This window comes from Terrimesophilobacter mesophilus (assembly GCF_014200375.1).
Taxonomy (GTDB): Bacteria; Actinomycetota; Actinomycetes; order Actinomycetales; family Microbacteriaceae; genus Terrimesophilobacter; species Terrimesophilobacter mesophilus.
The window spans coordinates 967,679-985,730 of sequence record NZ_JACHBP010000001.1 but is presented as its reverse complement, the minus strand read 5'-3'; the positions used below and the strand labels follow the sequence as shown (position 1 = coordinate 985,730).

Genomic DNA, 18,052 nt, shown 5'->3' with positions numbered 1-18,052 from the left:
GCTACAGGTTACTCACCACGTACTCGATGCACGAGACGAGCGCGCGCACGTCATCCGGCTCGATCGCCGTGAAGGTGGCGACACGCAACTGATTGCGGCCGAGCTTGCGGTATGGCTCGGTGTCGACGATGCCGTTCGCACGCAGTGCTGAGGCGACCGCCGCCGCGTCGACCGCATCGTCGAAGTCGATGGTGACGACGACCTGTGAGCGATGAGCCGGCTCTTCGACGAACGGATGCGCGTACTCCGTGCGCTCCGCCCACTCATAGAGCACGCTGCTGGATTCGGCGGTGCGGGCATCCGCCCAGGCGAGGCCGCCGTTGCCGTTGATCCAGTCGAGCTGGCTTTCGAGCAGCAGGAGGGTCGTGATGGCGGGCGTGTTGAGGGTCTGGTTCAGGCGAGAGTTGTCGACCGCATTCTTGATGCTCAGGAATTCGGGGATGTAGCGGTCGCTCGCGGCGATCGCCTCGACGCGTTCGATCGCGGCGGGGGAGAAGAGGGCGAACCACAGGCCGCCGTCGGAGCCGAGGTTCTTCTGCGGGGCGAAGTAGTAGACGTCGGCCTGGCCGGCGTCGAAGGCGACGCCGCCCGCCGCGCTCGTCGCGTCGATGACGGTGAGGGCGCCCGGATCCCCAGCGACCCGGGAGACCGGGGCCATGACGCCGGTGGAGGTCTCGTTGTGCGTCCACGCGTACACGTCGATACCGGCTTCGGGGGAGAACTCGCCGCGGGATCCCGGAGCGGCGGTGCGGACATCCGGCGCTTCGAGCCATGGTGCGGCGGATGCGGCGGCGAACTTGCCGCCGAATTCGCCGAACACGAGGTTCTGGCTTCGCCGCTGGATGAGCCCGAATGCGGCGGCGTCCCAGAACGCGGTGGAGCCGCCGTTGCCGAACACAACCTCGTAACCGTCCGGGATCGAGAACAGGTCCGCGATGCCGTTGCGCACCCGGCCGACGAGGTCCTTCACGGGTGCCTGGCGGTGCGACGTGCCGATGAGCGCCGCGCCCTCCCCGGCCACGTGGGCGAGCTGCTCAGGGCGGACCTTCGAGGGACCGCATCCGAATCGTCCGTCGACGGGAAGCAGGTGTGAGGGGATGGTCGGCTCCGGCATGCTGCAATCCTAGAGCGGCCCGCAGCGCAGCCCGCGGCGCCGGAACGGGCCGGCGTTCACGGTTAGGCTAACCTTTACGGATTATTGCGGGAGGAGGCTCGGATGGCTGATCTGATCGACACCACCGAGATGTACCTCCGCACGATCTACGAGCTCGAGGAGGAGAACATCATCCCCCTGCGGGCGCGCATCAGCGAGCGCCTCGGGCACTCAGGGCCGACCGTGTCGCAGACCATCGGGCGGATGGAGCGCGACGGTCTCGTGGTCGTCGAGGACGATCGCCACCTGCGGCTGACCCCCGCCGGACGGAGCAAGGCCGTCAACGTCATGCGCAAACATCGGCTCGCCGAGCGGTTGCTGTCGGATGTCATCGGGCTCGACTGGGCGCTCGTCCACGACGAGGCGTGCCGGTGGGAGCACGTGATGAGCGAGCAGGTGGAGCGGCGCCTGCTCGAGTTGCTCGAGCATCCGACCCATTCGCCGTACGGCAACCCGATCCCCGGTCTCGATGGACTGGGAGAGCATCCGGCGACGGCGAAGTTCTCGGATGGCGTCGTGAACCTCGTGAACCTCGTGCTCGGCGCGGTCGGCCCGGTGCAGGGTGTGATCCGGAGGCTCGGGGAGCCGGTGCAGTACGAGCCCGAGTTGCTCGAGCAGTTGCAGGGTGCAGGCCTCGTGCCCGGCGCAGCGGGAAGCTTCGCGTCTCGGGGCGACTACGTGCTCGCGAGCGTCGACGGGCGTGACGGCGAGGGCCTCGAGCTGCCGGTCGAGGTCGCTCAGCACATCTACGTCGGCACGAGCCGCTTCGCCGACTGACCGGTGGCCGCGGCAACGTGCCGCGCGCCTCTCCAGCGCCGCAGCCGCATCCTGGGTTACTCTGAATCGTCCTTGCAGTTCCGCAGAGAAGCTCGGGAGAGTCTGATGACGAGCGGTCGCACCATCCAAACCGTGGATGAGCGCGCGCTGCTTTTCGTACGACGGTTCTCGATACGGACGAGCAGCGGGTACGCCTGTCGGCCTACCCTGAACGCCTGAGCACTGCCGCGCCTCGCGGCGGTGCTTTTTTGTTCTCCTCGCCCCCTCTCGCCGGCCTGCAGGGTGGGTCGAATTCCTGGAAGCCGTCCAGGACCCTTCGGAAGGATGAACATGCGCACACTGGTCCTCAACGCAGGCTTCGAGCCTCTCGCCGTCGTGTCGTTCAAACGAGCGGTCGTGCTGGTGATGAACGAGAAGGCGACGATCCTGTCGGCGGATGACGAGCATCCGGTGTATACGGCATTCGGCGCATACGATCGGCCGTCGGTCATCCTGTTGACCAGGTACGTGAAGATCCCGACCGGTCGATCGATTCCGGTGAGCCGGCGCGGGGTGCTGCGGCGTGATGCCCAGCGCTGCGGATACTGTGGCGGCTCTGCGTCGACGATCGACCACGTGCTGCCCAAGTCGCGTGGAGGCAAGGACACCTGGGAGAACCTGATCGCGTGCTGCCTGCGCTGCAACAATGCGAAGGGCGACCGCACTCCCGGCGAGATGCATTGGACACTTCGTTTCCACCCTCAGCCGCCGCACGGCACGAACTGGATGGTGCGCGGCGTCGAGCGTGCAGAACCCGAGTGGGAAGAGTTCCTGGCGCCCGTCGCGGCGTAGCTTCACTCCGTGCTACCGTGACCTACCCGCGATTCAGCGAGCTTTCCGTTCGGAAGGGTTCAACTCATGACTGATTCCAACTACACGGCACTTCTCATCATCCTCGACCGGTCCGGTTCCATGAGCGACATCCGCGACGACATGGTCGGCGGACTCGAGCAGCTGATCGCCGATCAGGCGCAGCAACCGGGAATGCTCACCATCGACATCGTCACCTTCGATGAGCTGATCGAGCACACCCACGCGTTCGCCCAGCCGCAGGATGTGAAGGTCGAACTGGTTCCCCGGGGCTCGACCGCGCTGTATGACGCGGTCGGCTGGTCGTTCAACACCTTCGGCAAGGCCCTCGCGGATCTGCCCGAGCACGCACGCCCCGGCACGGTGCTCGTCGCGATCGTCACCGACGGGCACGAGAACGCCTCGCACGAGTACACGGCGGACACCATCAAGACGATGATCACCCACCAGCGGGAGAAGTTCGGTTGGGACATCACCTTCCTCGGCGCGAACCAGGATGCCGTGCTCGAGGCGCAGAAGATCGGCATCGCCCCCGGCGACGCCCTGACTTACGCGGCGAGCGCGGCCGGCGTGAGCGCATCGCGTGCCGCGATGAGCCGCAAGATGGCGGACAGTCGCCAGGGCGTGAGGACCGAGTTCACCCAGGAAGAGCGGGGTAACGCCGCGGGTGGTGCGAGCCCCACGCCCTGAAGAGTCCGAAGGCCGTCTCGAAGAGAACTCCCGCGCGCCATCTTCGCTAAACTCAGGGGGCCAGCCTCTGTAGCTCAATGGAAGAGCAGTTCCGTCCTAAGGAAACGGTTGGGGGTTCGAGTCCCTCCAGGGGCACTGCGACATCGTGGGCCGGTTCTCGGGGCCGCCGTAACCTTCAGCGCGAAACGTCTCCACCTGTGAAGATTGAAGGGTGCTAGATTCCCTTCCCATCCTCGACATGTCCCAGCTCGACCAGAGTGAGGAGGCGGCCGAGCGATTCCGCCAGGAACTGCGCCGTGCGACCCATGAGGTCGGGTTCTTCTACCTCGTCGGCCACGGCATCGACCCTGCGCTGATCGACGACATCCTGGAGGTCTCCCGCCGTTTCTTCGACCTTCCAGAAGAGGAGAAGCTCGCGATCGAGAACATCCACAGCCCGCAGTTCCGCGGTTATACCCGGATCGGCCGCGAGCTCACCCACGGGGACGTGGACTGGCGGGAACAGATCGACATCGGCGAAGAGCGCGACGCCGTCGAACGCGGCGATGGCGTGCCCGACTACTGGCGCCTCGAGGGCCCCAACCTGTGGCCGGCGAACTTTCCGGAACTCCAGCTCGTCGTGGCCCGTTGGACGGCCGAGCTCAATGCCCTGGCCCTCCGCCTCCTGCGCACCTGGGCATTCGCACTCGGCGCCGGCGAGCACGTCTTCGACGCCGCGTTCGCCGACCATCCGTTCTCACTTCTCAAAATCGTGCGCTACCCGGGCGAGTCGGCGGATGTCGCCAAGCAGGGCGTCGGCGCTCATCGCGACGGCGGCGTGCTCACCCTGCTCCTCGTCGAACCGGACAAGGGCGGACTCCAGGTCGAGCACGATGGGGACTGGATCGATGCGCCATCCATCCCCGGCGCTTTCATCGTCAACATCGGCGAGATGCTCGAGCTGGCGACGGACGGCTACCTCAAGGCCACGCTGCACCGCGTCGTGTCGCCGCAGGTCGGCACCGACCGCATCTCCATCCCGTTCTTCTTCAATCCGGCCCTCGATGCCACCATGCCGCAGCTGGATCTCGACCCTGCACTGCGGGCGGAGGCCCGCGGGCTGTCCGTCGACCCGACCGACAGCCCCATCCTGGAGACCTACGGCGACAACGCCTTGCGGTACCGGCTGCGGGCCCACCCGAACGTCGCCGAGATCCACCACGCCGACCTGCTGAAGTAGTGAGACCTCTGCTCGACGACCAGTCGGTGCCGGCGCGGGCGAACTAGGCTTGCTGCCGAGCGCAGGGGAGCAACCATGGCGGATGATTCGGTGTCGGTCACGAAACAACTCACGGTGGCGGAATGCTGGAGCCTCCTCGAGAAGGATGGCGTCGGCCGCCTCGCCACCGCGACCGTCGACCCGGTCACGGGCGACGTGACGCCCGACATCTTCCCGATCAACTTCCACGTGTTCCAGGAGCGCATCCTGTTTCGAACCGCACCCGGCAGCAAACTCATCGACCTCACCGAACAGCCGACCGTGGCGTTCCAGACGGATGGCCATCGCGGGCGAATCCACTGGAGCGTCGTCGCCCGCGGCGTCGCGCGCCGCATGATGTTCGACGCCGACATCCTGGAGTCCGGCATCCTCGACCTGCAGTCGACGCTGCCCACCGAGAAGTGGAACTACGTGCGCATCGAGGTCGAGACCATCACCGGCATCCGCTTCGACGCGGCAAGGTGACCGTGCTCACCCGTTCATACTCGCGATCTGGATGAGGTTGCCCACGGTGTCGTCGAACACCGCTGTTGTGACCGGTCCGCCGACGACGGGCGGCTGGGAGAACTCGACGCCCAGAGCGAGCAGGCGCTCGTACTCCGCCACGGCATCCGCGACCCCGAACGAGGTGAAGGGGATGCCGTCGGCGACGAGTGCGGCCTTGAAGGGAGCGACTGCAGGGTGGTCGGAGGGTTCGAGGATGAGCTGTGTGCCATCCGGGTCCTCGGGGGAGACGAGCGCCAGCCAGCGGTGCTCGCCCATCGGGATGTCGTGCACGATGACGAAGCCGAGCTTCTCGGTGTAGAAGGCGAGCGCTCGATCCTGGTCGTCGACCAGCACGCTCGTCACAGTGATTCTCATGGGATGTCCTCTCGTGGCGGCCGCACGGGCCACCGGTCTGCGATCTGCGCGAGTGGGCGCGTATCGATGGTGTGGATCTTGTAGCGGCCCCGGCGCTCGCTGTGGACGAGCCCGGCATCCTCGAGCACCTCGAGGTGCTGGGACACCGCCTGCCGCGTCGAGCTCAGGCCATGCTTCATCGTGAGGCGGGTGCACAGCTCGAACAGGGTCTGCTCGTCGCGTTCGAGCAGTTCGTCGAGGATGATGCGGCGGGTCTCATCCGCCACAGCTTTGTACACGTCGCCCATGGACACACCGTAGGCAAGTAGTCACTTGCCTGTCAAGTGTGCTGGGGGTAACGGGTTTCCGGCATTACGACCCGTCCGGACCTGTGCGCCGAATGATGCCGGCCGACACGAATGCGCCCGCCCGCACGGGCGCATTCGTCGTGAGCGGCAGCATTCGCCAGGATCCAGGCGACCGGGTAGCCGGCCACGAACCCCGCTAGGCCAGCTGCACGGGCAGCAGCGTGGGCCGCTTCGGTTCCCGTCCGTCGCCCGACGACCTCCCCGTGAGCCGCCGGCCGATCCACGGCAGCACGAATCCGCGCCAATACTCGATCGTTCCCGGGCGTTTCAGCTCCAGCTGCTCGTCGCCCCAGTCCGGCACGGGCGCGCCGAGGCCGGTCAGAACGTTGCCGGCGACCCGCCGGTGTCCAAGCGAGTTCAGGTGCAGCTTGTCGACCGACCAGTAGCGCAGGTCGGTGAGCTCGGCATCCGCCCAGTTGTCGACGAACGTGATGGTCCCGGATGCCGGCACCCGTGCCCGCACCGCGGCCGCCAGCTGCTCGCCGCGCACTTCGATACGTGCCCCGAGTGGAATATGTTTCGTCGGGTTGCCGCCACTCAGCAGCAGCACGTGGATGCCGGCCGCCATGGCCTTCTCGGCTGCCGCCGCCAACCGGTCGGCGACCGACTCAACCGACACCTTCGGACGCATGATGTCGTTGCCACCGCCGTTGAGACTCAGCAGGTCGGGGCGGAGCGCGATCGCCGCATCCAGCTGCTCGTCGATGATCGGTCCGAGCAGGCGACCCCGGATCGCGAGGTTCGCGTATCCGAACGGAGTAGCGCCCCCCGCAGAAGCCGCGCCGTCGCCGTCGCGCGCGGCAAGCGCGAGCCCGAGCGCCACGAGGTCCGCCCAGCCACGCGCGACGCCATCCGGCAACTCGTCGCCGACACCCTCGGTGAAACTGTCGCCGATCGCGGCGTAACTGCGAAACTGCATGAATTCAGTCCACCACATGTACCAACCGCGACGGGAATCGGGCGCATGATGGAGTTCGCAGACATCGACGGGAGAAATGCATGAGCGGCGAGCGGGTTCTGGTCACCGGCGGTTCCGGATTTGTGGGGGTGCACTGCATCCAGGCGCTCCTGAACGCCGGATATCGCGTGCGCACGACGGTGCGGTCGCTCGACCGCGATCACGAGGTGCGCGCGATGCTCGCGAAGGCCGGCGCCGCCATGAACGATGCGCCGGGCGAGGCGCTCGAGTTCCGGGTCGCCGACCTGCTGAGCGACGCCGGTTGGGCGGACGCCGCAGACGGCTGCACCTACGTGCTGCACGTCGCGTCCCCGTTCCCCGGTCGCGATCCGAAAGACGAGGACGACCTCATCCGCCCGGCCAGGGAGGGGGCCCTGCGCGTGCTGAAGGCCGCACGGGATGCCGGCGTGAAGCGCGTCGTCCTCACGTCCTCGTTCGCGGCGATCGGCTACGGGACGAAGGAACTCACACGCCCGTACACCGAAGACGACTGGACGGATGCGACGGCGAACGTGAGCGCCTACGTGAAGTCGAAGACTCTCGCGGAGCGCGCCGCGTGGGACTTCATGGACCGCGAGGGCGGATCGATGGAGTTGAGCGTCGTGAACCCGACCGCCATCCTGGGGCCGGTGTACGGCACCGACCTCTCGACATCCATTGAACTCGTCCGCAGGCTGCTGAACGGTGCCACCCCCGGACTGCCGAAGGTGACCTTCGCGTTCGTGGACGTACGGGATGTCGCCGACCTCCATGTGCGCGCGATGACGAATCCGGCGGCGGCGGGCGAGAGGTTCCTCGCGACATCCGACGGGGTGCTCACGGTGCCGCAGCTGGCGCAGATCCTCCGCGACCAACTGGGGGAGGCGGCCCGCAAGGTGTCGACATTCGTCCTGCCGAACTGGATGGTCAGGACTGCCGCGCTGTTTGACCCGTCGCTTCGCGAGATCGCCCGCAGGCTCGGCAACCACCGCGAGGTGTCGAATGCGAAGGCGAAGTCGCTCCTCGGATGGGAACCGCACTCCAACGCCGAGCTTCTCAAGGCCACGGCGGAGAGCCTCGCCGACCTCGGGCTCGCCCCCGGCAACGCTTGAGCCGTCAGCGGGAAATCGACCGCCCAATCCGGAGGTTTGTGGCTCATAATGTTGGGATCGACGGACGGAGGAATCCACCATGACCACGCTTCTGAACCCCTACCTCAGCTTCCGAGACAATGCTCGCGAGGCGATGGAGTTCTATAAATCCGTTTTCGGAGGCGAGCTCAGCGTCAGCACATTCGGCGACTTCCACGCGAGTGAGGATGTCGATGAGCAGGATCTCGTGATGCACAGCCAGCTCGACACCTCGAACGGCCTGACGATCATGGCCTCGGACTCCACGAAGACGATGAACTACCAGCCGGGCAGCACGATCTCGATCTCGCTCAGCGGACGAAGCACTGACGACGCCGAGCTTCGCGGCTACTGGGAGCGGCTTCAGGATGGCGCAGACATCACCATGCCGCTGGACACGGCCCCCTGGGGCGACCAGTTTGGGATGCTCACCGACCGGTTCGGCACGCACTGGATGGTGAGCATCGGTACCGCGGGAAGCACTGCGGGCTGATCGGCGCGGCGGCTGCACCGCCGACGCGAAAAGCGAGCGCGACTACCGCCGCACCTTTCCGCTGAGCCCCGCGATCATGGCGAGGATCGAGGGCTTCGCGGCGACCCATGCGACAGCCATGACCACGAGCGACGCCACGAAGATGCCGAAGCCCCACCACGACTGGTCGTCGCGCACGGCGTACATGTGGTTGAGGTTGTTGAGCGCTCCTGTCGTGAGCACGAGGAACACGTGTACGACGATGAAGAGCACGAAGTAGATCATGATCGGGAAGTGGAGGAGTCGCGCGAGCCGGACGGGGTAGACCCGCTCGAACGGCTTCCAGCGCGCGGCGAGCCCCGGCGTCATCCGCAAACCGGTGATCACGGCGAGCGGCGCTGCGATGAACACGGTCACGAAGTAGGTGAGCACCTGAAGCGCGTTGTAGTTGACCCAGCCCATCTCGAGTGGCCAGTTCAGTGACGCGTACTGGATCCCCGCGGAGAGCGCGTTCGGGAAGATGTCCCAGCTCGTCGGAACGATGCGCGCCCACTGCCCCGTGACGAAGATGAGCACGTAGAACACGATGCCGTTGACGAGCCACAGCGCGTCGACGCTGATGTGGAACCACTGGTGGATGCTGATCCGCTGCGGTTCGCCCTTCGTGCGCAGGATCCCCGTGTTATTGCGGGTCCAATAGGCGGCCGGCCGCTTCGTCGTGCGGATGAGCCATCCGGAGCGGATCACGAACAGGATGAAGAACGCGTTGAAGAAGTGCTGCCAGGCGAGCCAGGCCGGGAAGCCCACCGGCGTCCCCTCCGGCAGGTCGCTGCGCCCCGGATAGGTGGTCATGAAGGACTGCATGCCGGACAGGCTCCGAAGCCACATCGCGATGCCGACGACGATCGCCGCCAGGACGATGAGTACCGGGATGATCCAGACCAGCCGGAACCAGCGGCTCTCGCGGAAGGCAGCCAGCGTCATCCGTTCTTCCTTGCCTTGACCGCATCCATGAACTGCGGGACAACCGTGAACAGGTCGCCGACGATGCCGAAGTCGGCGATGTCGAAGATGGGAGAATTCTCGTCCTTGTTGATCGCCACGATCGTCTTCGAGCTCTGCATGCCGGCGAGGTGCTGGATGGCGCCGGAGATCCCCACCGCGATGTAGAGGTTCGGTGAGACGGTCGTTCCGGTCTGGCCGACCTGCAGGTTGTGCTCGCAGTAGCCGGCATCCACAGCGGCGCGCGAGGCGCCGAGCGCCGCGCCCAGCAGGTCCGCGAGCTCTTCGACGAGCACGAACTTCTCCTTCGAGCCGAGACCGCGACCACCGGAGACGACGATGTTCGCGGCCTTCAGGCTCGGCCGCTCCGACGCGGCCGTCTGCTGGTGCCGCGAGACGATCTCCGTCGTGGGCGCCGTGTCGCCGGACACATCCAGTTGCACGAGGGTTCCGGATGCCGCCGCGGCAGCGCCGTCGATCGAGTTCGACCGCAGCGAGATCACCGGGATGCCCTTCGCCGCGCTCGCGGTGATGTTGAACGCACCGCCGAACGCCTGCTGCGCGACGGTGCCATCCGCTTCGAGCCCGATGACATCGCTCTGATATGCGCCGCCGACGCGCACAGCGAGGCGGGCTCCTGCCTCCCGGGAATCCGGGCTCGATCCCACGATCACGGCGGACGGCTGTGCGGCCTCGACCGCGGCCGCGAGTGCGGCGACCTGAGGGGTCACCAGGAGCGAGTCTGCCCCCTCGGCGGATGATGCGTAGACGGTTTCGGCTCCGAGCCTGCCGAGCTCTGCGGCGAGCTCCTTGGCAGAGCCTGACGCGACGACAGCGGCCGGCTCGCCGAGAACCGCGGCCGCCGCGAGCAGTTCGCGAGTGGATTCGGCCGGCTTTCCCCCGGCCAGTTCGACGAGAACGAGTACCTGTGACATGTCAGTTCCCCTAGATCAGTTTCGCCGAGGCGAGGTAGTCGGCGAGTTTCTGGCCCGCAGTGCCGTCGTCCTTGATGATCGTTCCGCCCTCGCGAGGCGGTTTCGCGGCCACCGTCTCCACGACGGACCACGAGTTCGCACCGCCCGCGTCACCGGCAGCGATCCCCAGCTCCGCAAGTCCGAGTGTCTCGACCGGCTTCTTCTTCGCGGCCATGATGCCCTTGAAGTTGGGGAACCGCGCTTCGGCGATCTGCTCGGTCACCGAGACGAGGGCAGGAAGCGAGGCGCGGACCTCCACGTGGCCGTCATCGGTCATCCGCTCGCCCGTCACCGTTCCATCCTTCACCGTGAGCGTGCGCAGGAATGTCGCCTGGGAGAGCCCGAGGCGTTCGGCGAGCATGGCGGGGACGGCGGCGGTGCGGCCGTCTGTCGACTCGTTGCCGGCGATGACGAGGTCGAAGCCGCGGGATCCGAGTGCAGCGGCCAGCGCGGCGGAGGTCTGGAGGGCATCCGAACCCCCGAGGGCTTCGTCGATGATGTGGATGCCCGCATCAGCGCCCATCGCGAGGGCCTTGCGCACGGCATCCAGGGCGTTCTTCGGACCCATCGTGACCGCCGTCACCTCGCCACCGCCGGACTCCTTGACCTGGAGCGCCGCCTCGACCGCCTTCTCGTTGATCTCATCGATCACGACGTCGCCGTCACGGTCCACGCGCTTCGTCCCCGGATCGATCCGCCGGTCGCTCCACGTGTCGGGCACTTCCTTCACGAGCACTGCGATCTTGATCATGCCTACCATTCCACCATTGTTTGCACTGGAGCTGCGATTCTCTTGACGGTATCCACAAGGCGATATAGTTGGATGTCCTACTAAATTGTACGATGCCGGAAGCGTGCTCTCCGCATCCCGGCGACGAGAGGTTTCTGCGTGTACCCCATCAGCGAAGACCAACAGGCCCTGGTCGACATGGTTCGGCAGTTCTCGACCGAGTCCCTCGCCCCGAAGGCCGCGGAGTGGGACGAGACCCATCACTTCCCCGTCGAGGTGCTGAGGAAGGCCGGCGAACTCGGCATGGGTGCGATGTACTCGCGCGAGGAGTTCGGCGGTGCCGGTCTCAGCCGAGCCGACGCCATTCTCATCTTCGAGGAGCTCGCGAAGGGCGACCCGACGATCGCCGCGTACATCTCCATCCACAACATGGTCGCCTGGATGATCGACGCCTACGGCACCCCAGCCCAGCGCGAGGAATGGATTCCCTCCCTCGCCACGATGGAACGGCTAGGCAGCTACTGCCTCACCGAGCCCGGCGCAGGGTCGGATGCCGCTGCGCTCAGCACGCGCGCCGTACGCGATGGTGACGACTACGTCATCAACGGCACGAAACAGTTCATCTCCGGCGCGGGCACGTCGGCCATCTACGTCGTCATGACGCGCACAGCCGACACCGGAAGCGGCGGGGTGACGGCCATCCTCGTCCCGGATGGCACGCCGGGCCTCTCCTTCGGCCCACCGGAGAAGAAGATGGGCTGGCACGCGCAGCCGACGCGCGCCGTGGTGTTCGAGGATGTCCGGGTTCCCGTCGCGAACCGACTCGCCGAAGAGGGCGACGGCTTCGGCATCGCGATGAACGGGCTCAACGGCGGCCGCCTGAACATCGGAGCATGCTCGATCGGCGGTGGCCAGGCCGCGCTCGACCAGGCCGTCGAGTATGTGAAGACCAGGGTCGCGTTCGGCAAACCGCTCGTCGCCCAGCAGTCGATCCTCTTCGAGCTCGCCGACATGGACACGCAGCTCGAGTCGGCGCGCACACTGCTGGCGCGCGCGGCGAACGCTCTCGACAGCGACGATGCCGACAAGGTTCGCCTCTGCGCGATGGCCAAGCGGGTGGCGACCGACGCGGGCTTCGCGGTCGCCAACAGTGCCATCCAATTGCACGGGGGATACGGTTATCTCACGGAGTACGGCCTCGAACGCATCGTTCGCGACCTTCGGGTGCACCAGATCCTGGAGGGGACGAACGAGATCATGCGGCTCATCGTGGGTCGCAGTCTCGTCGGCCGCTGACTCGTTGGGCGCTGGCGAAGCGGACCAACGGATGTCTCCCATGAGTTGACCGGAGGAGTGATGGAGCACGCGGACGACGAAGTCCTTGTCGAGGTTCGAGGCGCACTCGGACACCTCGTGCTCAATCGACCGCAGGTGATGAACGCCCTCACCCGGACCATGGTCCTGACGATCTCGCGTGCGCTGGACGAATGGGAGCACGACGACTCCGTGGAGACGGTGCTTCTCACGGGCGCAGGGGAGCGCGGCCTGTGCGCAGGCGGCGACATCGTCGGCATGTACCACGACGCGCTCGCCGGGGGAGATGGCAGCCGAGCGTTCTGGCGGGACGAATACCGGCTCAACGCCCGCATCGCGCGCTATCCGAAGCCCTACGTCGCGGTCATGGACGGGGTCGTGCTGGGTGGCGGCATCGGCGTGTCCGCGCACGGCAACGCCCGCATCGTCACCGAGCGCACGCGCTTCGGAATGCCGGAGGTCGGCATCGGATTCGCCCCGGATGTCGGCGGCGCATGGCTCCTTTCCCGCGCGCCGGGAGAACTCGGTACTCACCTGGGGCTCACCGGCGGGATGGGCTCAGGGGCGGATGCCGTCGCGCTCGGGTTCGCCGATCATTACGTTCCCTCCGACTGGCTCCCGGCACTCGCGACGGCGCTCGAGACCACGCCCGCGGCGAGTGCGATCGCGGCGGTCGCAACGGAGCCCCCGGCATCCGCCCTTCTCGCGCAGCGACAGTGGATCGACGACTGCTACTCGGCGGACGACCCGGTGTCGATCGTCGAGCGGTTGTCGGCGTCGACGAACCCGGATGCGCGCGCAGCGGCATCCGTCATCCTCACGAAGTCGCCGACCGGCGTGAGCGTGACCCTCGAGGCGGTGAGGCGCGCGGGCCGGATGTCATCGCTCGAGAACGTGCTCGACCAGGACTACCGCGTCTCTACGACGTTCCTGGCCGGCACAGAGCTCATCGAGGGCATCCGGGCGCAGGTCATCGACAAGGATCGGATGCCGCGCTGGAATCCTGCGAGCCTCTCCGAGGTGTCGCGTTCCGACATCGACGTCTACTTCGCAGACCGCGGAGCAGAAGAACTCGGGCTCTCGGCCCGCGCAGGACAGGAGTAGATCATGACGACAGTCGCCTTCATCGGCCTCGGACACATGGGCGGCCCGATGGCCGCGAACCTCGTGAAGGCCGGGCACACGGTCATCGGTTTCGATGTCGCGCCGCCGGCGCTGGATGCCGCCCGCGGCAACGGGGTCACCGTCGCGGCGAGCGGGCCTGCGGCGGCGGCGGACGCGGACATCGTCATCACGATGCTCCTGCACGGCCAGCAGGTCATCGACGTCTACGGCGGGGGGCTTCTCGCCGCCGCGAAACCGGGAACCCTCTTCATCGACTCGTCGACGATCGATGTGGACAGCGCGCGTGCGGCCCGAGAACTCGCACTCGCCGCCGGGCACAGGGGCATGGACGCCCCCGTCTCCGGCGGGGTCATGGGTGCGGAGGCCGGAACGCTCACCTTCATGGTCGGTGCGGAGGACTCCGACTTCGCCGAGGCCGAGCCGCTCCTGCAGGTCATGGGCGGCAGGGTCGTGCACTGCGGCGGGTCCGGCGCAGGCCAGGCGGCGAAGATCTGCAACAACATGATCCTCGGCGTCTCGATGATTGCGGTGAGCGAGGCGTTCGTGCTCGGTGAGAAGCTGGGCCTCAGCAACCAGGCGCTCTTCGACGTATCGTCCACGGCATCCGGCCAGTGCTGGGCGCTCACCACGAACTGCCCTGTGCCCGGCCCGGTTCCGAACAGCCCGGCAAACCGCGACTACCAGCCCGGATTCGCGGGCCAGCTCATGGCGAAGGATCTCGGCCTCGCCCTCGCGGCCCTCGAGTCGACGGGTACGGATGCGCGCATGGGAACGCTCGCCGCCGACCTCTACCGCCACTTCGCGGACGAGGGGGGCGCTGGTCTCGACTTCTCAGCCATCATCAACACCATCCGCGAGCGCTCGGCAAACGTGAAGGAGGGGGCATCCGCATGACCGACTGGAAGACCATCACCGTGGAACGCCGTGATCGGGTCGGGCTCATCACGCTCAACCGGCCGGATGCGCTCAACGCCCTGAATCTCGAGCTCATGCGGGAACTCGTGGCCGCAGCATCCGACCTGGATGCGGACACCGGAATCGGCGCGATCGTCATCACCGGCGCCGGCAAGGCGTTCGCGGCCGGGGCGGACATCAAGGAAATGGTCGACAACGACTACGTGGAGATGTACGCGGCGGACTGGTTCTCCGGCTGGAGCAGGTTCACCGCCGTGCGCACCCCGATCATCGCCGCCGTCTCCGGCTACGCACTCGGGGGAGGATGTGAGCTCGCGATGATGTGCGACATCATCATCGCCGGAGACACCGCGAAGTTCGGCCAGCCGGAGATCAAGCTGGGCGTGATCCCGGGAATGGGAGGCTCGCAGCGCCTCACCCGGGCGATCGGGAAGGCCAGGGCGATGGACCTCATCCTGACCGGCCGCACCATGGATGCCGTGGAGGCGGAGCGCGCAGGACTCGTCTCCCGCGTCGTGCCCGCCGACGCCGTGCTCGATGAGGCGATGTCCACCGCGGCTACGATTGGATCACTGTCACTTCCGATCACGATGATGGCGAAAGAAGTCGTGAACGCGGCGTACGAGACGATGCTGGAGAGCGGCATCCGGTTCGAGCGGCGCGTCTTCCATGCGACCTTCGCGACGGAGGACCAGAAAGAGGGGATGAGCGCGTTCGTCGAGAAGCGCGATCCCGAATTCAAGAATCGATAGGACGACGATGGCAAAGGAAGTGGCGCACAGCATGGAATTCGTGCAGAGCGGCGCCGTTGACACTCACTCAACCTTCACGGGCCCCGACCAGCCCATGTGGATCAACGGAGAACCGGTCGCGTCGGTCACGGGCGAGTGGCGTGACGTGCAGAACCCTGCGCGTCGAGGGACGGTCATCACGCGCGTTCCCGCATCCGGCGTGGAGGATGTCAACCTCGCGGTCGCCGCAGCGAAGGCGGCGTTCCCGGCCTGGCGGTCGACGCACTTCTCCGAGAGGGCCCGCGCCCTCCTTCAGATCGCCGATGAGATCGAGGCGCGCGCGGACGATTTCGCGCGACTCACCTCGCTCGACACCGGCAACGCGCTGCGCACGCAGGCGCGGCCGGAGGTCACATCGCTCGTCTCACTGTTCCGCTACTTCGCCGGAGTCGCGGGCGAGGTCAAGGGTGTCACGCTGCCGGCCGGCGACAACCAGCTGCAATACACGCGCCGTGAGCCCCTCGGCGTCGTCGCCGCGATCCTCCCGTGGAACTCCCCGCTCATGATCGCCGGGTTCAAGGTCCCAGCAGCGCTCGCCGCGGGGAACACCGTCGTGCTGAAGGCGGCGGATGACGCTCCGCTCACGATCCTCCTGCTCGCCGCCGTCTGCAACCAGTTCCTGCCGAAGGGCGTCCTGAACGCCCTCACCGGGCGCGGGAGCCTCATCGGATCGGCCCTCGCCGACCATCCGGACGTCGACAAGGTCTCCTTCACCGGGTCGACGGAGGTCGGCCGTACGGTTGCGCGGCAGGCCGGGCAGCGCCTCGCCCACATGTCGCTCGAGCTCGGCGGCAAGAACCCGAACATCGTGTTCCCGGACGGCGTGGACGACCAGCTCCTCGACGGCCTGCTGCTCGCGAGCCGGTTCACCCGTCAGGGCCAGAGCTGCACTGCAGGGTCCCGTCTGTTCCTGCACGAGGACATCTACGACGAGGTTCTCGGCTCTCTCGTCGACAAGCTCGGATCGCTCACGGTGGGCGACCCGCTGGATGAGGCATCCGACATGGGCGCCGTCATCAACCAGAAGCAGTTCGATGCCATCGACGGGTACCTCGTCGAGGGCCGCGAGAACAAGGAGATGACCGTTGCGCTCGGAGGCACTGCCCCCAGCGACGGCCCGCTCACCGAGGGGTACTACCACCTGCCCACGATCTTCTCGGGCGGCAGGAACGATTTCCGCCTCGCGCGCGAGGAGATCTTCGGCCCGGTGCTCGTCGCCATCCCGTGGAAGGATGTCGACGACGTCGTGCGCATGGCCAACGATTCCCACTACGGTCTCGCCGCGTTCGTCTGGAGCCACAACCTCGACAACGCGCTCAATACCGCCCACCGTCTCGAAGCCGGTTGGGTGCAGGTGAACCAGGGTGGAGGACAGGTCGCCGGACAGTCGTACGGCGGCTACAAGCAGTCCGGTATGGGGCGCGAGGCATCCCTCGAGGGGATGCTCGAGGGCTTCACCCAGATCAAGCAGGTCAACGTGCGGCTGCGGGCCTGACCGTGCCCCACGACGCGACAGAGTCGGCGCTTCCCCTCGCCGGGATCACCGTGCTCGATCTGACCCGCGCTCTCGCGGGGCCGTATGCGACCGCGATCCTCTCCGACCTCGGGGCGACGATCACGAAGGTCGAGTCGATCAAGGGCGGTGACTCCACGCGCGGATGGCCGCCGTTCGACGGCGACCACAGCCTGTACTACGACTCCACGAACCGCGGGAAGTCCTCGATCGCCGTCGACTTCTACAGCGAGGAGGGTCGGGCGCTGCTGAAGCGCATGGCGCTCGCCTCGGATGTCGTGATCGAGAACTTCCGCCCCGGCGTCATGGCCGACCTCGGGCTCGACCCGGATGCCCTGCTCGCCGAGAAGCCGGGACTCGTCGTCGCCTCGGTGAGCGGCTTCGGAGCGACCGGGCCGCTCAGCCAGACCGCCGGGCTCGACCAGGTGGCGCAGGGGATGTCGGGCCTCATGTCGGTGACCGGCAAGGATGCGGACAACCTGTATCGCGTCGGCATCCCGGTGATCGACATCTTTTCCGGTCTGTTCACCACGGTCGGCATCCTCGCATCCCTCCTCGACCGGGAGCGCACCGGCCGCGGGCACACGGTCGCCACGTCGCTGCTCGAGGCCGCGCTCGCGATCTCGGTGTTCCAGGGGCAGCGCTTCCTCAGCACGGGTGTCGTGCCGGAGCCGCAGGGCAACGATCACCCGGTGCTCGCACCATACGGGGTGTTCGCGACCGCGGACATCCCGATCATCATCGCGGTCGGCAATGAGAAGCAGTGGCGCGACCTCTGCGGGCTCGTCGGCGACGCGTCGCTCGCCGAGGATCCGCAGCTGGCCACCGGCAAGCTCCGCACGGCGCACCGCGGACAACTGAAGGATCGGCTGGAGGCGCTGCTGGTGGCACGGCAGGGCATCGAGTGGGTCGAGTTGTTCCGCGCGGCGCGCATCCCGACCGGCCCGATCTACACCTTCGGGCAGGTGTTCGAGGATGCCCAGGTCAAGCACCTCGACATGGTCCAGCATGTGACCCGCGCGGATGGCAGCGACCTGCCGCTGCTGCGGGGACCCATCTCGATCGACGGCGCCGCACCGCGCATCCGCAAGGCACCGCCCGCTCTCGGCGAGGACACGCGCGCCGTCCTCGAGGAGCTCGGACTCACCGATGCCCAGGTGCAGGGCCTCGTGGATGCAGGTGTGGTCTCCGCCCGCGAAGACTCGGGGGCGTGA

General features: G+C 67.0%; 20 protein-coding genes and 1 tRNA gene. 14 read left to right on the top strand and 7 right to left on the bottom strand.

Annotated elements, in window-relative coordinates; translation table 11 throughout:
- Position 1: 1 nt before the first annotated feature.
- A complete protein-coding gene (serC, locus tag BKA04_RS04860) occupies positions 2-1,114 on the bottom strand; it encodes a phosphoserine transaminase (protein ID WP_104095400.1) in 1,113 nt (370 codons plus the stop codon).
- Between the two features lie 102 nt (positions 1,115-1,216).
- Here serC and BKA04_RS04855 point away from each other — a divergent pair, with 102 nt between their 5' ends.
- The 6 genes from BKA04_RS04855 to BKA04_RS04830 all read left to right on the top strand — a co-directional run bounded on the left by BKA04_RS04855 (position 1,217) and on the right by BKA04_RS04830 (position 5,192).
- Positions 1,217-1,930 (top strand): metal-dependent transcriptional regulator, encoded by a 714-nt coding sequence (locus tag BKA04_RS04855; protein ID WP_104095399.1) that lies wholly within the window; start codon positions 1,217-1,219, stop codon positions 1,928-1,930.
- Positions 1,931-2,260: 330 nt separating this feature from the next.
- Positions 2,261-2,761: an HNH endonuclease gene (locus BKA04_RS04850; RefSeq protein WP_104096633.1), complete on the top strand. Its 501-nt coding sequence runs from the start codon at positions 2,261-2,263 to the stop codon at positions 2,759-2,761.
- A gap of 66 nt (positions 2,762-2,827) precedes the next feature.
- Entirely contained in the window at positions 2,828-3,469 is a 642-nt protein-coding gene (locus BKA04_RS04845; protein ID WP_104095398.1) for a vWA domain-containing protein, read from the top strand.
- A gap of 63 nt (positions 3,470-3,532) precedes the next feature.
- Positions 3,533-3,604: transfer RNA gene (locus BKA04_RS04840), tRNA-Arg, on the top strand.
- Between the two features lie 76 nt (positions 3,605-3,680).
- On the top strand, positions 3,681-4,688 hold the full coding sequence (locus tag BKA04_RS04835; RefSeq protein WP_232841964.1) for an isopenicillin N synthase family dioxygenase: 1,008 nt from the start codon (positions 3,681-3,683) through the stop codon (positions 4,686-4,688).
- A 75-nt stretch (positions 4,689-4,763) separates the two neighbouring features.
- Entirely contained in the window at positions 4,764-5,192 is a 429-nt protein-coding gene (locus BKA04_RS04830) for a pyridoxamine 5'-phosphate oxidase family protein (RefSeq protein ID WP_104095396.1), read from the top strand.
- A 6-nt stretch (positions 5,193-5,198) separates the two neighbouring features.
- On the opposite strand, the gene BKA04_RS04825 is transcribed toward BKA04_RS04830, so the two are convergent.
- The 3 genes from BKA04_RS04825 to BKA04_RS04815 all read right to left on the bottom strand — a co-directional run bounded on the left by BKA04_RS04825 (position 5,199) and on the right by BKA04_RS04815 (position 6,854).
- On the bottom strand, positions 5,199-5,588 hold the full coding sequence (locus tag BKA04_RS04825; protein ID WP_104095395.1) for a VOC family protein: 390 nt from the start codon (positions 5,586-5,588) through the stop codon (positions 5,199-5,201).
- Positions 5,585-5,875, bottom strand: a complete 291-nt coding sequence (locus BKA04_RS04820; protein WP_104095394.1) for an ArsR/SmtB family transcription factor — start codon at positions 5,873-5,875, stop codon at positions 5,585-5,587. The genes BKA04_RS04825 and BKA04_RS04820 overlap by 4 nt, the downstream gene beginning before the upstream one ends.
- 196 nt (positions 5,876-6,071) lie before the next feature.
- Positions 6,072-6,854, bottom strand: a complete 783-nt coding sequence (locus BKA04_RS04815; protein ID WP_104095393.1) for an SGNH/GDSL hydrolase family protein — start codon at positions 6,852-6,854, stop codon at positions 6,072-6,074.
- An 80-nt stretch (positions 6,855-6,934) separates the two neighbouring features.
- On the opposite strand from BKA04_RS04815, the gene BKA04_RS04810 reads away from it, so the two are divergent.
- Together BKA04_RS04810 and BKA04_RS04805 are read left to right on the top strand one after the other, a co-directional pair.
- A complete protein-coding gene (locus BKA04_RS04810; protein WP_104095392.1) occupies positions 6,935-7,984 on the top strand; it encodes an SDR family oxidoreductase in 1,050 nt (349 codons plus the stop codon).
- Between the two features lie 79 nt (positions 7,985-8,063).
- Positions 8,064-8,495, top strand: coding sequence for a VOC family protein (locus BKA04_RS04805; RefSeq protein ID WP_104095391.1), 432 nt, complete (start codon positions 8,064-8,066; stop codon positions 8,493-8,495).
- Positions 8,496-8,537: 42 nt separating this feature from the next.
- On the opposite strand, the gene BKA04_RS04800 is transcribed toward BKA04_RS04805, so the two are convergent.
- Genes BKA04_RS04800 through BKA04_RS04790 form a run of 3 tightly spaced genes read right to left on the bottom strand, consistent with a single transcriptional unit; the run spans position 8,538 to position 11,210 of the window.
- Positions 8,538-9,458, bottom strand: a complete 921-nt coding sequence (locus BKA04_RS04800; protein ID WP_104095390.1) for a cytochrome b/b6 domain-containing protein — start codon at positions 9,456-9,458, stop codon at positions 8,538-8,540.
- Positions 9,455-10,411: an electron transfer flavoprotein subunit alpha/FixB family protein gene (locus BKA04_RS04795; RefSeq protein WP_104095389.1), complete on the bottom strand. Its 957-nt coding sequence runs from the start codon at positions 10,409-10,411 to the stop codon at positions 9,455-9,457. The genes BKA04_RS04800 and BKA04_RS04795 overlap by 4 nt, the downstream gene beginning before the upstream one ends.
- 10 nt (positions 10,412-10,421) lie before the next feature.
- Entirely contained in the window at positions 10,422-11,210 is a 789-nt protein-coding gene (locus BKA04_RS04790; protein WP_267898937.1) for an electron transfer flavoprotein subunit beta/FixA family protein, read from the bottom strand.
- A 129-nt stretch (positions 11,211-11,339) separates the two neighbouring features.
- Between BKA04_RS04790 and BKA04_RS04785 the strand changes: the two genes are divergently transcribed.
- From BKA04_RS04785 to BKA04_RS04760, 6 genes are all read left to right on the top strand, one after another.
- Positions 11,340-12,476, top strand: a complete 1,137-nt coding sequence (locus BKA04_RS04785; RefSeq protein ID WP_104095387.1) for an acyl-CoA dehydrogenase family protein — start codon at positions 11,340-11,342, stop codon at positions 12,474-12,476.
- A 60-nt stretch (positions 12,477-12,536) separates the two neighbouring features.
- Positions 12,537-13,598 (top strand): enoyl-CoA hydratase/isomerase family protein, encoded by a 1,062-nt coding sequence (locus BKA04_RS04780; protein ID WP_104095386.1) that lies wholly within the window; start codon positions 12,537-12,539, stop codon positions 13,596-13,598.
- 3 nt (positions 13,599-13,601) lie between these two features.
- Complete coding sequence (mmsB, locus tag BKA04_RS04775) at positions 13,602-14,513, top strand: 3-hydroxyisobutyrate dehydrogenase (protein ID WP_104095385.1); 912 nt, start codon at positions 13,602-13,604, stop codon at positions 14,511-14,513.
- On the top strand, positions 14,510-15,286 hold the full coding sequence (locus BKA04_RS04770) for an enoyl-CoA hydratase (RefSeq protein WP_104095384.1): 777 nt from the start codon (positions 14,510-14,512) through the stop codon (positions 15,284-15,286). The genes mmsB and BKA04_RS04770 overlap by 4 nt, the downstream gene beginning before the upstream one ends.
- 94 nt (positions 15,287-15,380) lie before the next feature.
- Positions 15,381-16,820 (top strand): aldehyde dehydrogenase family protein, encoded by a 1,440-nt coding sequence (locus BKA04_RS04765; RefSeq protein ID WP_198413333.1) that lies wholly within the window; start codon positions 15,381-15,383, stop codon positions 16,818-16,820.
- A 2-nt stretch (positions 16,821-16,822) separates the two neighbouring features.
- Positions 16,823-18,052, top strand: a complete 1,230-nt coding sequence (locus BKA04_RS04760; protein WP_104095382.1) for a CaiB/BaiF CoA transferase family protein — start codon at positions 16,823-16,825, stop codon at positions 18,050-18,052.

Bases quoted from the DNA above. Each gene is read 5' to 3' on its own strand.
- serC (WP_104095400.1), bottom strand. From the start codon at position 1,114: ATGCCGGAGCCGACCATCCCCTCACACCTGCTTCCCGTCGACGGACGA.
- BKA04_RS04855 (WP_104095399.1), top strand. From the start codon at position 1,217: ATGGCTGATCTGATCGACACCACCGAGATGTACCTCCGCACGATCTAC.
- BKA04_RS04850 (WP_104096633.1), top strand. From the start codon at position 2,261: ATGCGCACACTGGTCCTCAACGCAGGCTTCGAGCCTCTCGCCGTCGTG.
- BKA04_RS04845 (WP_104095398.1), top strand. From the start codon at position 2,828: ATGACTGATTCCAACTACACGGCACTTCTCATCATCCTCGACCGGTCC.
- BKA04_RS04830 (WP_104095396.1), top strand. From the start codon at position 4,764: ATGGCGGATGATTCGGTGTCGGTCACGAAACAACTCACGGTGGCGGAA.
- BKA04_RS04825 (WP_104095395.1), bottom strand. From the start codon at position 5,588: ATGAGAATCACTGTGACGAGCGTGCTGGTCGACGACCAGGATCGAGCG.
- BKA04_RS04820 (WP_104095394.1), bottom strand. From the start codon at position 5,875: ATGGGCGACGTGTACAAAGCTGTGGCGGATGAGACCCGCCGCATCATC.
- BKA04_RS04815 (WP_104095393.1), bottom strand. From the start codon at position 6,854: ATGCAGTTTCGCAGTTACGCCGCGATCGGCGACAGTTTCACCGAGGGT.
- BKA04_RS04810 (WP_104095392.1), top strand. From the start codon at position 6,935: ATGAGCGGCGAGCGGGTTCTGGTCACCGGCGGTTCCGGATTTGTGGGG.
- BKA04_RS04805 (WP_104095391.1), top strand. From the start codon at position 8,064: ATGACCACGCTTCTGAACCCCTACCTCAGCTTCCGAGACAATGCTCGC.
- BKA04_RS04800 (WP_104095390.1), bottom strand. From the start codon at position 9,458: ATGACGCTGGCTGCCTTCCGCGAGAGCCGCTGGTTCCGGCTGGTCTGG.
- BKA04_RS04795 (WP_104095389.1), bottom strand. From the start codon at position 10,411: ATGTCACAGGTACTCGTTCTCGTCGAACTGGCCGGGGGAAAGCCGGCC.
- BKA04_RS04790 (WP_267898937.1), bottom strand. From the start codon at position 11,210: ATGGTAGGCATGATCAAGATCGCAGTGCTCGTGAAGGAAGTGCCCGAC.
- BKA04_RS04780 (WP_104095386.1), top strand. From the start codon at position 12,537: ATGGAGCACGCGGACGACGAAGTCCTTGTCGAGGTTCGAGGCGCACTC.
- mmsB (WP_104095385.1), top strand. From the start codon at position 13,602: ATGACGACAGTCGCCTTCATCGGCCTCGGACACATGGGCGGCCCGATG.
- BKA04_RS04770 (WP_104095384.1), top strand. From the start codon at position 14,510: ATGACCGACTGGAAGACCATCACCGTGGAACGCCGTGATCGGGTCGGG.
- BKA04_RS04765 (WP_198413333.1), top strand. From the start codon at position 15,381: ATGTGGATCAACGGAGAACCGGTCGCGTCGGTCACGGGCGAGTGGCGT.